The organism is Actinopolymorpha sp. B11F2 (genome assembly GCF_040195635.1).
In the GTDB taxonomy this organism is placed as follows: domain Bacteria; phylum Actinomycetota; class Actinomycetes; order Propionibacteriales; family Actinopolymorphaceae; genus Thermasporomyces.
In genome coordinates this window covers 37084-51681 of record NZ_JBEFTX010000019.1, presented here as the reverse complement: position 1 = coordinate 51681, position 14598 = coordinate 37084, and the positions used below count along the sequence as shown (strand labels likewise).

General features: G+C 68.6%; 10 protein-coding genes. 3 read left to right on the top strand and 7 right to left on the bottom strand.

Annotated elements, in window-relative coordinates; all coding sequences use genetic code 11:
* Positions 1-57: 57 nt before the first annotated feature.
* The 4 genes from ABN034_RS27730 to ABN034_RS27715 form a co-directional block, all read right to left on the bottom strand.
* Positions 58-441, bottom strand: coding sequence for an SHOCT domain-containing protein (locus tag ABN034_RS27730; RefSeq protein ID WP_349693924.1), 384 nt, complete (start codon positions 439-441; stop codon positions 58-60).
* A gap of 144 nt (positions 442-585) precedes the next feature.
* Positions 586-1761, bottom strand: coding sequence for a hypothetical protein (locus ABN034_RS27725; RefSeq protein WP_349693923.1), 1176 nt, complete (start codon positions 1759-1761; stop codon positions 586-588).
* Positions 1762-2310: 549 nt separating this feature from the next.
* Positions 2311-3237 carry a phosphotransferase family protein gene (locus ABN034_RS27720; RefSeq protein WP_349693922.1) on the bottom strand — a complete coding sequence of 309 codons (927 nt, stop codon included), beginning with the start codon at positions 3235-3237 and terminating at the stop codon, positions 2311-2313.
* Positions 3238-3339: 102 nt separating this feature from the next.
* On the bottom strand, positions 3340-6534 hold the full coding sequence (locus ABN034_RS27715) for a family 78 glycoside hydrolase catalytic domain (RefSeq protein WP_349693921.1): 3195 nt from the start codon (positions 6532-6534) through the stop codon (positions 3340-3342).
* Between the two features lie 271 nt (positions 6535-6805).
* Here ABN034_RS27715 and ABN034_RS27710 point away from each other — a divergent pair, with 271 nt between their 5' ends.
* On the top strand, positions 6806-8434 hold the full coding sequence (locus ABN034_RS27710) for an MFS transporter (protein ID WP_349693920.1): 1629 nt from the start codon (positions 6806-6808) through the stop codon (positions 8432-8434).
* On the opposite strand, the gene ABN034_RS27705 is transcribed toward ABN034_RS27710, so the two are convergent.
* A complete protein-coding gene (locus ABN034_RS27705) occupies positions 8431-8673 on the bottom strand; it encodes a LapA family protein (RefSeq protein ID WP_349329389.1) in 243 nt (80 codons plus the stop codon). The genes ABN034_RS27710 and ABN034_RS27705 overlap by 4 nt on opposite strands.
* A 126-nt stretch (positions 8674-8799) precedes the next feature.
* On the opposite strand from ABN034_RS27705, the gene ABN034_RS27700 reads away from it, so the two are divergent.
* Entirely contained in the window at positions 8800-10239 is a 1440-nt protein-coding gene (locus ABN034_RS27700) for a hypothetical protein (RefSeq protein ID WP_349693919.1), read from the top strand.
* Positions 10240-10355: 116 nt separating this feature from the next.
* Here ABN034_RS27700 and ABN034_RS27695 read toward each other — a convergent pair whose 3' ends face one another.
* Both ABN034_RS27695 and ABN034_RS27690 read right to left on the bottom strand, forming a co-directional pair.
* On the bottom strand, positions 10356-12137 hold the full coding sequence (locus ABN034_RS27695; protein WP_349693918.1) for an ABC transporter ATP-binding protein: 1782 nt from the start codon (positions 12135-12137) through the stop codon (positions 10356-10358).
* Complete coding sequence (locus ABN034_RS27690; RefSeq protein WP_349693917.1) at positions 12134-13963, bottom strand: ATP-binding cassette domain-containing protein; 1830 nt, start codon at positions 13961-13963, stop codon at positions 12134-12136. The genes ABN034_RS27695 and ABN034_RS27690 overlap by 4 nt, the downstream gene beginning before the upstream one ends.
* A 160-nt stretch (positions 13964-14123) precedes the next feature.
* Here ABN034_RS27690 and ABN034_RS27685 point away from each other — a divergent pair, with 160 nt between their 5' ends.
* Positions 14124-14597: a group II truncated hemoglobin gene (locus ABN034_RS27685; protein WP_349693916.1), complete on the top strand. Its 474-nt coding sequence runs from the start codon at positions 14124-14126 to the stop codon at positions 14595-14597.
* The last annotated feature ends 1 nt before the right edge of the window (position 14598 follow it).

Below are 14598 nucleotides of genomic sequence, written 5' to 3'. Positions count from 1 at the left end.
CGACCTGAACACCTGCCGGTCGCCAAGGCTGGCCCGTCGTCCGAATCGGGCTTCTCCTCAGGTGAGCAGCTTCGCCTTTGCTTTCTGGTACTCCGCGTCGGAGATGTCTCCGTGGTCGCGGAGCTGGGCGAGTTTGCTGAGCTCGTCGGCCTGGGTGGGCACTCGCGCGGTGCTACGCACGTAATCCTGGAACACCTGTTCCTGTTCCTTGACCTTTGCCATCTCCCGCTCACTCATGGAGCGCCCACGCGCGATGAGATAGACGAACACGCCGAGGAACGGCAGGACGATCACGAACAACAGCCATCCTGCTTTGCCCCAGCCGCCGAGGTCGTGACTGCGAAAGATGTCAACGATGATCTTGACCAGAAGGAAGATCCACAAGATCCACAAGAAAAAGAACGCCATCGTGAGAAAGGCGCTGAGCAGTGGGTAATCCATGTCATCCCCCAACAGACTGGACCAGGCGTCTTCAGCCTGCCACGCAGTAAGGATAGGCCAGTCGAAGCGACTACTGCCGGGCAATTTTCAAGGCCGTCTTGGAAGGCTCGGCCAATTGATGTGCAACCCGCTGAAACCACAACGCTAATGCGTGGCGCCACGATCAGCTGGTCCACGCCGGGCGAGGAACGCGATAAGTGCGAGTGCGACGACAACGATGCCGGCGAGCGAGATGACGACCAGGACGCTGGGTTGGTGCCACGCCACAAGGATCAGTCCGGCGACCGCGATGACCGTCACCCGCAGCCACCGCGCATTGTCGTACACCCAGGGGCCGGCGGTCCCGACGTGCAAACCGTGCAACTCCGTCCACGCCTGTAGTCGTTGGATCATCGCGGCCACGAACGAACGGGTGCGTGACGCGATGGTCGATGGACCCGTCATGAACGCTCCGCACGCCACCACCAGTCCGAGCACACCGAGCGTCCACAGCTGGTCCTGGAGATAGCGGACCAGCGTGTCGTAGATCGCGGCGGCAGCGGCGGAGGACTCAACGGAACGGACGAGGATCGCGCGTCCGATCGCCAGTACGACACCGAGCAGGACCATGCCACCGGCAACCCCGAGCCCTGCGGCAACGAGCATCCGGCGGCGCCGGCGCGCCACCACGACGCCCACCGCGAGGCAGCCAACGGAGAGCACGGGCAGGGTGGTGCTGAGCCGGTTGAGCAAGGTGTATGCGGACTGCGCCTTGGTCAGAGCCTCGGTCCGGAAGAGTTCGATACTGGGATTCACCGGGGGAAGGCTCTCGGCGAGGGTGAAGCCCGCATCGGCGAGATCCTGTTTCGCGACCTCGACGAACGGGCCGAGCTGCAGGCTGACCACATCGCCTTCGACGGTGACGGCGCTCTCCTGTCCCGACAGCACGTTCACCATCTCCTGGTGGGCGACCCGGTTAGCCTGCACCCATGCGTGAGCGAACTGGTCGCTGCGTACGAGATTGCCAACCCGGGTCTCGACGAAGCTGTGGATCCCGTCCGACATCGCACCCGTTACACCACGAAGTCGGTCCGCGAGGACTGGCGGCAGGTCGGTTCTTGCGATGATCGCGTTGACCGCCTGCCGTAGCACGCGGTCGACGTCCAGGCGGGTGATGATCGCGTCGGTCGTGCGACCGGCGACCGCTGCCTGTACGGCCGGATCTGTAGCAAGGGGTGCCACGGTCTCGACGTAGCGCTCCGTGTCGGACAGCTCCGTATGGACCCAGACCGCCGCAGTGGCAAGAGGCGCGAAGAGGGAACCAAGAACGACAAGTAGCACGGCGATCGGTGTACGCCAACGCCCTTTCCCACGTGACCGTGGTGCGGCTGTTGGCATCTCGCCAGTCCGCTGAGCACGTAACTTGGCCGCCTCCGCCCGAGCCTCGTCGGCATCTGCCTGCGCACGTGCCGCGACCGAACGCAGCCGCTCCAGCTCGGCCCGCTCATCCTCGTCCGACGGGCCGTCACCACTATCCGAACCCGAATTCGACACCGCTATCCACCGGCTTCCGCCAGGTGATCCGGAGTGGGCACGGAGCCAGATACGACGGGCACGCTCAGCTGGATGGACCCCGTGTCCGGATCATGTGCCACTACGGACCTATTGCCACCAATGCGTACAACCCCCACCCGCCGGCTACCACCACCCTTTCGCGAGGCACCCCGGCTGGCCAGAGCCAAAGGTCAGCTCCACTCCGCTCCACGCCGCCTCGAGGACTTTCGCGCGTTCGCTAGCCCCCACAGAATGGTTCGCCATGGGACGTTTCGACGGTTGGCCCGAGCAGGCGCGAGCGTCTCGTACGGCAGCCGATGCCCGTCGGGCACCGATCTAGATCAGGTGCAGTACGTCGTGGACCTTGGTGAGGGAGTCGTCGTACTCCTCAGGGTCGTTGTTGTCGAGAGACCAGGTGATGCCGCCGATGTTGCGGGCGATCCGGAACAGCCGGATGCGGTGCGGCAACGCGGGGTCGGGCCCGGCCTGCTGCTGATAGGAGTCCAGCAGCCGTGCCCCGAGGTTCTCGTCGATGTCCCACACGGGCGCGAGGTCGACCGCCGGATCGGCCAGTGCGGCGGCTTCCCAGTCCAACACCCCAGCGAGCTGGTCGCCGCGGGTCATGACGTTGTCGTGCCAGAAATCGCCATGCGCCAAGCCGGCTCGTTCGTCGGGCATGCCGTCGAGGTGGCGTACGAACGCTTCCCGCCACGCAACGAGCCGCCGGTGCATAGCCGCTGGCAGCTCACCGGCGAGGTGGTCAACCGCCCTGCTTGCCGTCGCGATCGCGCCGTGCTTCCAGCCGGCCAGAGAAGCCACCGCCGAGGTCAGCGAGTCCTCGCGCGTCCGGTGGAGTCGTAGGAGGAACTCCGCGAGCTGGACGACCAGCTCCCTCGAGTGGTCGCCGTCGCGCGGCAGCGCAGCTCCCTCGATCCGGCGGTAGGCCATCGCGCCGAACCGCGACCGCGGGCCCGGCTCCAGCCGCCAGACAGGCACCGGCACAGCCACCGACACCACGGACGCCACGACCGGGAGCAGCCGAGTCTCCCGGCGATGGCCGACCTCCGCCTCAGGGGTACGCGCAACGCGGACGACGAAGCCCGACCCGGTAGTCAACACATGGCTGGAGAAACCCGTGTACACCAGCCGTACCGGAGCCACGGCGATGTCCGGCCGCTCCCGCTCCAGCGCAGACAACGCCGCCCCCACAAGTTCGTCGACGCTCACGTCCACCGCTCGCGCCGCCACGCCTTTGTCCCCCACGCCGCCAGGCTGTCGCGGGCGCCAGAACTGTGCAATCCGTTTTCACCCCACGTACGCCGTCACCTGCCCGGAAGCAGGACGCGGCCACCGCCAGGCATCGCGTCACTGGTCGTTGGCGGATCTCACGACCTGCGAGCGTCCCGGTCCGACCTCGACCACCGTGTCGTCGCCGCCCGGCCCTGGCAGCCGGACGGTCGCGACGACGTTCGCGGGGACGTCGACGCGGACCCGGAACTCCTCGCCGCTCCGCTCCCAGTCCACCGACACCATGCCGCGTGCGGTGGGCACCGCACCGCGGGCGTAGGTCAGCGCGCACCTCGGCGGTCGGACCTCGACCCTCTCCGCACCGGGCGAGGCGACCCGAATGCCCAGCAGGAACTCGAGAACATCAACCGCGGCTTGCGCACCCCACCCGTGCGACTGGCTGTGGTTCGTGCCCTCGTCGAGCGTCCATGCCTCCCAGGTGAAGGTGCCACCGTCGGCGAGGATCTTCGCCCAGCCGAGGTCCTCGGCGTTGGTCAGCAGGCGGAGCACCGCATCGGTCCGGCCCACCCTGCCGAGTGCCCGCAGGAGACGGTGGACGGTCAGCGGACCCTGCCGCATGCCCAGGCTTTCGAGGTGGTCGGCGGCCGGCTCCCACACGTCGGGCGGCGCGACGTCGAACGCGATCGCGAACGACGTCGCGTGCTGCCCCGCGTGCGGGCTCTGCGTGCCGTCGGGGAGGAGCCCGTCGGTGTAGCGCCCGTCCGGACGGAGCAGCAGACGGTTGATCGCTTCGACAAGCCGGTCGGCCTGCTTGTCGTAGAACGCCACCTCGGCCTCGGGACGGCCCAGGACGCGGCCGAGGTACGCGACATCGCGGAGCACTCCGACGCCCTGCGCGTTGACGGTCGTCCGGGCTGCTGTGTCCATGTCGTAGCCGAACCGGCCGACCGCGGGCCAGTCGACGATGCCGTGGAGATAGGGGCCACCGCCGCCGGCGAGCTCGGTCACGAGTCCCGCGCACGGCCCGTCGGGGGCGATGTGGCGCAGGACGTATCCCGCGGTGTCGAACAGCGCGGGATACGCCTCGTGGACGAGCGGGACGTCGCCGGACTCCAGGTGGTAGCGGCGTACCCACGACGGCATCATCAGCGAGAAGTCGGGGATGTCGCGCTTGCCGTCGCCGTTGGGGTAGACGGCGTTGTAGCGGCCGCGCTCGTCGTCGGCATGCCAGTACCGCTCGGCCGAGGCCAGGAACTCACGGATGGCCTGCCGGGTGGACGTGCGCTCACCCCAGGCCGCCATCGTCGCGTAGGAGATGTTGACCGCGTCGGCGAGGAACTGCCCCTTCTCCCGGGTGGGCGTGTCGACGAACTGCTCCTGGATGCCGTAGAGCGCCGACGTTCGGAGTAGGTCGAACACCGCGTCGAGCATGGAATCGGAGGACTCGAAGCGGGCGGCGGAGAGGAACGACGGCGGTTCGGCGTGGACGACGACCGCGCTCACGTCGTCCACGCTCAGGTCCTCGCCGGCGTCGGGGATCTCGAGGTAGCGAAAACCCAGATGCGTGAACGCCGAGTACGTCTGCGGGCCATCGGTCTGCGTGCAGGGAAAGGACATGTCGGTGCCCTGCGTGAGCAGGTTGGACGTCGCCACCCGGCCGGTGTCGGTGAGGTTGTAGCCGGCGCGGATCCGGACGAGACGACCAGAACCGCCCGCGGCGAACCGCACCACCGGCCGCGCGGGAATGACCCGGCCGAAGTCGGCGACCGGGGTCCCGTCCTTCGCGGTGAGCAGGGCGACGGGCCGCACCGGCACCTCGGCCAACTGCGCCTCCTGGGGTCGCAGCCGCGTGAACGGAGGGACCGGGTGACGGCCGACGACCTCGGCGTGGTGCCAGTCGTCGTCGGCGTAGCCCGGCTGGTCCCAGCCCTCCGGGATCCTCCGCAGGTCGAGGTGCTCGATGGGGTCACCCTCGTCGTTCCGGTAGCCGACCTGGAGGTAGGGACCCTCGCACACCGTCCACGAACGGTCGCTGACGATCTCCTGGCGCGCGCCGTCGGCGTAGTCGAGCACCATGCGGACGAGCAGACCGGGCTCGGCGGCAGGGCGACCCTGCCCGTTGCCGTACCAGTGCAGGAGGACGCCGACGGCCGCCCGGCGCGAGCCGGCGAGCGGCTCGGTGACGTCGACGACCTGGTAGTAACCCTCACCGGGGTAGGCGAAGGAGGCTCGACCGCCCACCCGTACGCCGTTGACCCGCAGGTCGGCGTGGTGGTGGGAGGCGATGTAGGCACGGGCGCGGATCAGCTCGCCATCCCGCAGGTCGAACTCGCGGCGGGCCAGCGTCCACTCGTCGATCTGGCGGACCCTGCAGGTGTTGTCCCACGCCGTCAGCTGGCTGCTCTCTGGCGGGCCGAGGAGCGGCTCGCCGTCAGCCGCCCGCAGGGTGAGGCAGGAGAACTCGGCCTGCTCGCCGTCGCGCTGGAAGAGGCCGAACCGTCCGGTCGCAAAGGTGTCGTCGCGGCGGCGGTCGACCACCACTCCGTCGACCGAGGTCTCGAACGATCCGCCCCTGGCGACCACGACCACCCGATGGTCCTGGTCACGTCCGACGTCGAGGGGAACGATCTCCGCCGGGCCGAGCACACCGTCGCGGAGTACGTGGAACGCAAGTCCCTGGCGTGGAACCAACCGCCACACGTAGCCGCCCGTGCCGTCCACGCTCCGTAGCACCCAGCCGGCCGACCGGATCTGCACGCGTACCCGGAACTCGACGACGGAGTCGGCAGGAATCGACGGAGGCTCGCGGAGCAGGGTCGCGGCGCCGCCCGCCGCCCGGATCGCGCCGTCGACCTGCGAGAGCGGGCCGGAGCCGCCGGGTGCGCGCCTGATCCAGTCCGCGTGCCAGTCCTCGTCTCGCAGTCCGTACTCGAATGACTCGGCCGGTGCCCACTCCGACGGTGCGTCGTCGCCGTCGCCTGCCCAGACGCGCACGGTCCAGGTGTAGGCGGCGGCGGGCTCGAGTGGCGCCCCGGCGTAGGGCACCTGGCCCTGCCGCGCTGAGTGGACCTTGCCGGAATCCCAGACGATATCGCCCGATCCGTCGGTGACGACGATCTGGTACGCGGCCTGCCCTTCGTCCGGTGCTTCGTCTCGACGGTCGCCAGAGCCCACCTCGCAGCGGCGGCGATCATGGCCCACCTCGCGCTCGCCGTCGACGGTGAGAAGCCAGCCGAACCGCGGGACCTGCTGGGTGGCCAGCGGCCTCGTCCGATCGTCCACTGTCAGCGCTGCCGGGTATATCGCGGTCATCTCGTCCCTGTGGTCGTCGGCGTCGTTCGGCCTGCGTCGCGGCGGGCGGCCGAGCATGCTCGCCGGCCATGGTCGCGAGCTCAGCTACCGCAGTCTCGCACGAGTGGGAGAGCGCTTACCCGGATCCGTCCGCGCACGGCCGCCGATCGAACGCAGAGCGGACAGAGGTACGACGACGGCCGCCTGGCTGGATGCTGGTGGGTGTCGGTGTGTCCGTTCTCGGGAATGCTCGTCCAGTCGACGTGACGGGACTCAGATGGCAGGGGACGCTGTGACTGGCCGAGCCGAACGCACCGCCGAAGCGTCACAGCTGGTATTGCTGACCTTGGCGTCGGCACAGTTCCTCATGACGCTCGACAGTTCGGTGATGAACGTGTCGATCGCGTCGGTGGCAAGAGATGTGGGGACGACGGTCACCGGTGTCCAGGTGGCAATCACCATGTACACACTGGTGATGGCGTCGCTGATGATCACTGGCGGCAAGATTGGCCAGATCATCGGTCGTAGGCGTGCCTTCGCCATCGGATGCGTCATCTACGGCTTGGGATCGTTCACGACGGCGCTCGCACCAAACCTGGTGGTCCTCCTGATCGGCTGGTCGTTGCTCGAGGGCGTCGGCGCCGCGCTCATCATGCCGGCCGTCGTCGCGCTTGTCGCGTCGAACTTCGGCCGGAGTGACCGGCCCCGTGCCTACGGCCTCGTTGCCGCGGCGGGTGCGATCGCGGTGGCCGTGGGGCCGCTCATCGGCGGGCTGCTCACGTCGTACGCCTCGTGGCGTTGGGTGTTCGCAGGAGAAGTGATCGTTGTCCTTGGCATCCTCGTCCTGGTCAGGCGGATGTCGGATACTCCGCCTGAGTCCGGGATTCGGCTCGACTATGTGGGCACCGTATTGTCGGCGCTCGGCCTTGGCCTCATCGTGTATGGGATCCTCCGCTCTGGCACCTGGGGCTTCATCAGACCGCAGCCCAGCGCTCCGGCATGGTTAGGTCTGTCCCCGGTGATCTGGCTGATCCTCGCCGGGGGCGTTGTCCTGCTCGGGTTTCTTGCCTGGGAGCAGCGCTGTCGCGACCGCGGTAACCCGGTACTCCTCGACCCGGCGATACTGGCCTACACACAGCTTCGCGGCGGGCTTACGGCATTCTTCTTCCAGTACCTGCTGCAGGCCGGACTGTTCTTCTCGGTACCGCTTTTCCTGTCGATCGCGCTCGGGTTGACGGCCGTCGAGACAGGTGCACGGCTCCTTCCTCTCTCGATCACGCTTCTGGCGGCCGCGGTCGGTGTGCCGAAGCTCCTTCCGGATGCCTCCCCACGTCGCGTGGTGCGGCTCGGCTTCCTGGCACTGTTCCTGGGGATCGTGGCGCTGGTCGCAGCCCTCGACTTCGGTGCGGGTCCCGAGATCGTCACATGGCCGCTTCTCCTCGCAGGCTTGGGCGTGGGTGCCTTGGCATCGCAGCTCGGAAGTGTCACGGTGTCGGCGGTTCCGGACGCCCAGAGCGCAGAGGTAGGCGGCTTGCAGAACACCGTCACCAACCTGGGTGCCTCCATCGGGACGGCACTCGCCGGCGCCGTCCTGATCTCGGCGCTCACCACCTCCTTCTTCTCCGGAATCCAGGCCAATCCGGCGGTCCCCGAGGACCTGTCGTCGAGGGCGCAGGTGGAGCTGGCCGGTGGCATCCCATTTATCCCCGATGCCGAACTGGAGCCCGCTCTTGAAGCTGCGGGGGTGCCTGCACCGACGGCCGAGGCGATCGTCGAAGAGAACGCGCGGGCCAGACTCGACGGCTTGCGAGCAGCGCTGTCTGTCTTGGCACTGATCGCGCTCGCGGCACTGGCCATTTCCCGTGGCCTCCCCACGCGGCAACCCGCACGTGAGGAGTCTGGCCGTGGCGACCTTTGCTAGCGACGTCGATGCAGCGTGAACATGCTGGCGAGGAGGCCGAGGACCCACGCAATCAGGAGCGCAGCCCACAAAGGCATCGTGACCTCCGGAACGAGCAACCGGACCGTTGTGGGTGCGGTGTTCTGAAAGATGAATACCAGGCTGATCACCGCAAGCACGGCGAACCCGGCGATACGGCGGACTTCAGGACGGGCGAGGAACGAGCGCGGTTCCTGCTCCTGGTGGGTGCGAGCCATCATCCCCCCAATGACATCGATCACGCCTCCGCATCCAGCGTGCGCCATCGACCGACGACCCGCAAGTTGAGCGCAGAGCTCAACGGTTCACAGCCGATGAGTTTTCGCGGCCGGGATGGTCACCAACGCATGAGGAGAACACAGAAGACACGCATGCTGCTGAGGGCGATGTTCGTCGCGCTGCTGGCCGGCCTGGTCGCGGCCGGTCCGGTGACCGGGGCGACCGCGTCGCTCCCGGAACGCATGAGTGGTTCGGGCGAAAGGCGTTCCTACGCCGGCTCGATCGACGGCGCGGAGTACCGCGTGGAGGTTCCGCAGAACTGGAACGGCACGCTGGTGCTCTTCAGCCATGGCTACTACATCGAGGGCGTCTTCGATCCCGACCAGGTAGCCCTGTCGGTCCGGCCGGAAACCGAGTCGTGGTTGCTCGACCACGGGTATGCGCTGGCCGCATCGGACTACAAGAACCCGTTCGGGTACGCCGTCGCGGACGCGCAGCGGGACCAGATCGCCCTGCTGGACTGGTTCGACGAGAACGTCGGTCGGTCGACCCGGACCGTGACGTCAGGCATGTCGCAGGGCGGCGTGATCTCGACCGTCCTTGCCGAACGGAACCCCCATCGGTTCGACGGTGTGGCCACGACCTGCGCGGAGTACGACACACCAGGGAGCTGGAACACGGCGCTGGACGTCGGCTTCGTGGTCAAGACGTTGCTCGCACCGGGCGAGGACATCGAGCTGGTCAGGGCGGACGACCCGCAGGGCAGTACGGAGCGGCTGCTCGCGGCGGCGCAGCGGGCGCGGCAGTCGGCGGAGGGCCGGGCGCGGCTCGCCCTCGCCGGTGCGGTGGGGAACCTCCCCACCTGGTTCTCCGCGCACGACCCGGAGCCGACGGAGCTGGCCAGGCAGCTCGAGCAGCAGGCGGCCTGGGTGGAAGGGCAACTCGGTGGGCTGGGTCCGATCGGCCGGGTGGACCTGGAGGCGCGGACCGGCGGGAATCCGTCGTGGAACGTCGGCGTCGACTACCGCCGACTGCTCGCGAAGTCGGCCTACCGAGAGACGGTCGAGGCCGCCTACCGGGAGGCCGGGCTCGATGGCTCTGATCTGGAGCAGGACCTGCGCCAGCTCGACCGGGCACCGAAGATCGCCCCGGACGCGCACGCGGTGGCGTTCATGTTCCGGCACGGACTCTCTCGCGGGCACACACCCGTACCGGTGATCACCATGCACAACACCGGTGACGGCGGTGCGATTGTCGACCAGGAACGCTGGTACGCCGAACAGGTCCAGCGGTACGGCGATCCGGGCAAGCTCCGCCAGCTGTACGTCGACCGCGGCATGCACTGCGCGTTCAGCGCCGGCGACGAGATCGTCCAGCTCCGCACCTTGCTCGACCGGGTAAGGACCGGCCGCTGGCCGGACACCAGCCCGCGGGCGCTGAACGCGGCCGTCGCCGAGCTCGGACCCGACTACCAACTCGTGCTCGACATCGTCACCGGCCAGGACCGAGCGGCACCGCCCGCGTTCACCCGCTTCACCCCACCACGATTCCTACGCCCGTCGCGGTAGCCCCATCCGGACCGCAGCAGAGGACTGACAAGGCACGGCTCGGTGTCGACACCGCCAGGGGACCACCGGGGAGGACCGCAACCTCCCCGGTGCCCTCACGGTGCCGTGGCGGGTCGTCATGCGTAACCGCGCGCCTGGAGCCGGTAGAGCTCTGCGTAGTGACCGTCGGCCTCGAGCAGCTCGGCATGGCTGCCGAGCTCGACAACCCTGCCGTGATCGAGGACAACGATGAGGTCTGCCGCCGATACCGTCGAGAACCGGTGTGTGACCAGCACCGTGACCGTCCCAGATGCACGGCCTGCTTTCGCAGCCGCGGCGTACCGTTCGAACAGGGCGTGCTCGGTGGTGGCGTCGAGCGCGGCGGTGGGTTCGTCCAGGACGAGCAGCAGGGGATGATCGCGCATCATCCCCCGGGCGAGCGCGAGTCGCTGCCACTGACCGCCGGAGAGTCCGACTCCGCCGGGCCACGCCGAGCCGAGCTGGGTGTCCAGACCGCCCGGCAGCTGGGCGATGACGGCGTCGGCGGCGCCGTCCTCCACGGCCGTACGCAGCCGGCCCCGGTTGCTCAGGTGGTCGAGATCGCCGATTCCGACCACCTCGGCCGCGATGAACTCCGGCCTCAGGTAGTCCTGGAACGCCCCCGACAGTCGGCGACGCCAGGCCGTGACGTCGAACCGGTTCAGGTCGACGCCGTCGACGAGAATGCGCCCCGCGGTGGGTTGGTACATGCCCGCGAGAAGCTTGACCAACGTGGTCTTCCCGGCGCCGTTCTCACCGACCAGGGCGACGATGGAGCCGGCGGGAAGCCGCAGGGACACCTGGTCGAGTGCGGGCCGATCACGCGGTGCGTAGCGGTAGGTGACGCCGTCCAGCTCGATTCCTCGCGAGAGTGTGGGCCCGGGCTCGAGCGTGCCGGTGTGGACGCGTTCCACCTCCTTCGCGTAGTCGAGCAGCCAGAGCAGCCGCATCGTGGTCCGGATCATGTCGACGGCCGTGCGGGCGGCCTCCTGAAGGTCGCGGCTGCCTGACTGGAGCCGGTTGACCAGCAGCATGGCGAGGACGAACGAGTCGAGTCGGACCGTTCCGGCGAGCACGTCCCCGACCATCCACAGCAGCACGGCTCCAGCCACGCCGAAGAAGACCGCGTTGCACAACGTCTCGACCAGCGCCATCCGGCGGGCGAGGACGACGAACGGCTGGCGCCACGCCGCCACCGCGAGCAGGAGCCGTTCACGCAGGAATCCGCCGAGGCCGAAGACCCGTACCTCCGCGCCCGCCGCCGCGTCCCGCCCGAGGCCGAGCAGATGGAACGTCAACCGCCCCGGCTGCGCGGACTCCGCCTCGGCCGTGGCCTGCCAGGCGACGAACCACCGGGTCGCGAGCAGCACCGGAAGCCCGGCCGCGGCGACCAGCAGCATTCGCCAGTCCGCCGTAGCGGCAAGTGCCAGCGTCCCGCCGACCCGGACCACGTCGTTGAACGTGTTGAGCAGGGTGTTCAGCGCGACACCGAGGCTGCCGCTGCGTTCCCGCAGCATCTGTGCCTGGTCGAGATAACGCGGCGACTCGAGATGGTCGAGCGTCGGTATCCGGGCCGTGATCTCGGCGACGCGGGCTCCGAACACGTGACTGACCCGTTCCAGCTGCCGGATCCGCGCGTTGACGCCGATCATGCAGAGTGCTTTGTCGGCCGCGACCGAGCCGAGGAATGCACCCGCGGCCCACGTCATCTGCCGCAGGTCACGATCGACCGCTCCGCTCACCAGCCAGGCGAGGAACAACGGCTGGAGCACGTCCATCAGAACGCCCGTCGACTCCGTCAGACACAGCACGGACCGCCACGGGTCGACCCGGACAGAGGTGGACACGACGAGCCACAGAGCACGCGCGACCCTGATCACCGGGACACCTCCTGCCCCGCGAACCTCGAAGCCTGCAAGGTGAAAAGCTCCGCGTACAAGCCGTTCGCGCGGAGCAGTTCGGCGTGGTCGCCGTCCTCCACGATGCGAGCGCCGGCTCCGGTGTCCGCGAGCACGACGATCCGTTCCGCACGCCGGACACTGGACAGTCGGTGGCTCACCAGGATCGTGGTGGCACCGCGCGCCACTGCGAGGAACCGGTCGAACAATGCGGCCTCGGCCCGGACGTCGAGCGCCGCGGTCGGCTCGTCCAGGACCAGCGCCCCGGCGCCAGTACCGAGTGCCGCGAGCGCCCGGGCCAGGGCGATCCGCTGCCACTGCCCGCCGGACAGGTCCGTTCCGCCGTCGTACTCCGCCGACAGCACGGTCTCGATGCCGTCCTCGAGTCGCCCCACGATCTCGTCGCCACCGGCGTCACGCAGCGCGCGCTCCACAACCTGCTGATCCAGGTCGACGCCGACGTTGTCCCGCAACGGCAGGTGGTAGCGAACGAAGTCCTGGAAGATCACCGCGAGCCGTCTGCGGGCTGCCTCGTCCGTGCCGGGGTCGCCACCGTCGACGCGGATCGAGCCGCCGTCCGGGCGGTAGAGCCCACAGAGGAGCTTGATCAGTGTCGACTTGCCGGCGCCGTTGACACCGACCAGCGCGAGCGACTGGCCGGCCGGAACCTCCAGGTCCAGCCCGTTCAGCGTCGGCCGCTCCGCCGACGGATAGGTGAACGCGACGTCGACGAGCCTGATGGCCGCCGGAACCGGCTCCTCCGGCTGCTCTCTCGGCGCGGTGGTGATCGGCCGGCGGGCCGGCTGGGGTAGGTGCGGCAGGCCCTGCTCGCTCCGGATCCGATCGAGCACGCTGATCCGCGACATGGTGTGGGCCAGCGCGGTCTGTGGATCGGTGTGCGGGCCGAACGCCGCCATCGCCGACACGGCCTGCAGCAGGGTGACCAACAGACCGGCACCGACAACGCCACGTTCGACGTCGACTATCAGAGCGACCAGGATCGTCGCGCCCGCGGCCATGGGTGCGACGAGGACCAGCAGCGTGCCCTTGACCGAACTGTTCCGGTTGGCCCAAACGAGGTGTTGGGCGTTGTTCCACGCTGTGACGTGACGGGTGAGCAGAAGGCCGGTCAGTCCGAACAGCCTGACCTCCTTCGCCGCACTCGTACCGATCAGCAGATCTCGTAGGTACGACGCACGCCTGCGGTCGTTGCCGGTGAGTTCGAGCAGGCCGTCGAAGATCGTGCTGCTCCATCGGCTGAACGCGCGCGAGTAGAGCAGCCACGTGCCCGCCAACAGGACCGGTGCCCACCACGACCAGGTCGCCAGGACGACGAACGCTCCGATCCCACCGAGCCGGATGGCGAGCAGGGTCCAGGCGGCGTCGATGCCCGCCTGGAACAGCCAGTCCCGCGGAGCCTCGCCGACCGTCTCGAGCTCACCGGTCGTGCGCGGGCCTTCGAGATGCGCGATGCCGTACGGATGGAGGCCCACTTCCATGGTGGCGTCGCACAGCGTCACCGTGAAGCGGGTGGAGAGCAGCCGGCTCGTGAACGCCAGGATCGACGACGCGATCGGGACCAGGAGTAGTGACACAGCGGTGGCGATCGTCCACGCGACAGCGCTCGACTCGCGCCCCGACAACGCGGAGATCAACTGGCCGGTGGTGACGAGCGACACCGCACTCGCTCCGGCAGAGACCAACGTGAGGAGTACGCACAGCAGGCAAAGCCCCGGACCGCAGGCCCACAGGTACCTCGCGTGCAGTGCGTAACGACGAATGAGCGGGAAGGCCGCGACTCGTGGCATGCCATACCTCTCTCAGTGAGGGTGTATGGCCGCCAAGAACGAGGGGCGGCGATCGCGTCCGGGTGACGCGATCGGATACGGCCGGCACGCTAGCACAGCCACCAAGATCAGCAACCGACTTTCCACGCTCCTGTCCATTCGGCGTGCCATAGTGTGGGCCATGCAGACGGTGTACGAAGCCGCGGGCGGTGCCGACGGTCTGCTCCGCCTGGCCAGCGCATGGCATGCCAGGGTGATGGCCGACGACGTGGTCAGCCATGCGTTCAGCCACGGGTTCCACCCCGACCACAGCCAGCGGCTCGCCGCCTACTGGGCCGAGGCACTCGGCGGCCCGACGACCTACTCCGACTCCTACGGCGACGAGACCTCGGTGGTGCGGACCCACAGCGGCAACGGTCCGCACGAGGAGATGGACCGCCGCGCGATCGCCTGCTTCGATCAGGCACTCTCCGATGTCGGTCTCGCCAGCGACGACCGGCTCCGACAGGTGCTGCACGACTACTTCGCGTGGGCGACGACCACCACGATGTCCCGCTTCCACCGTTCCGCCGATGACGTCCCGGACGGGCTGCGCATCCCGCAATGGTCGTGGAACGGCCTTGTCAGTGGGACCGGTCCTGACGAGGCCGCATAGA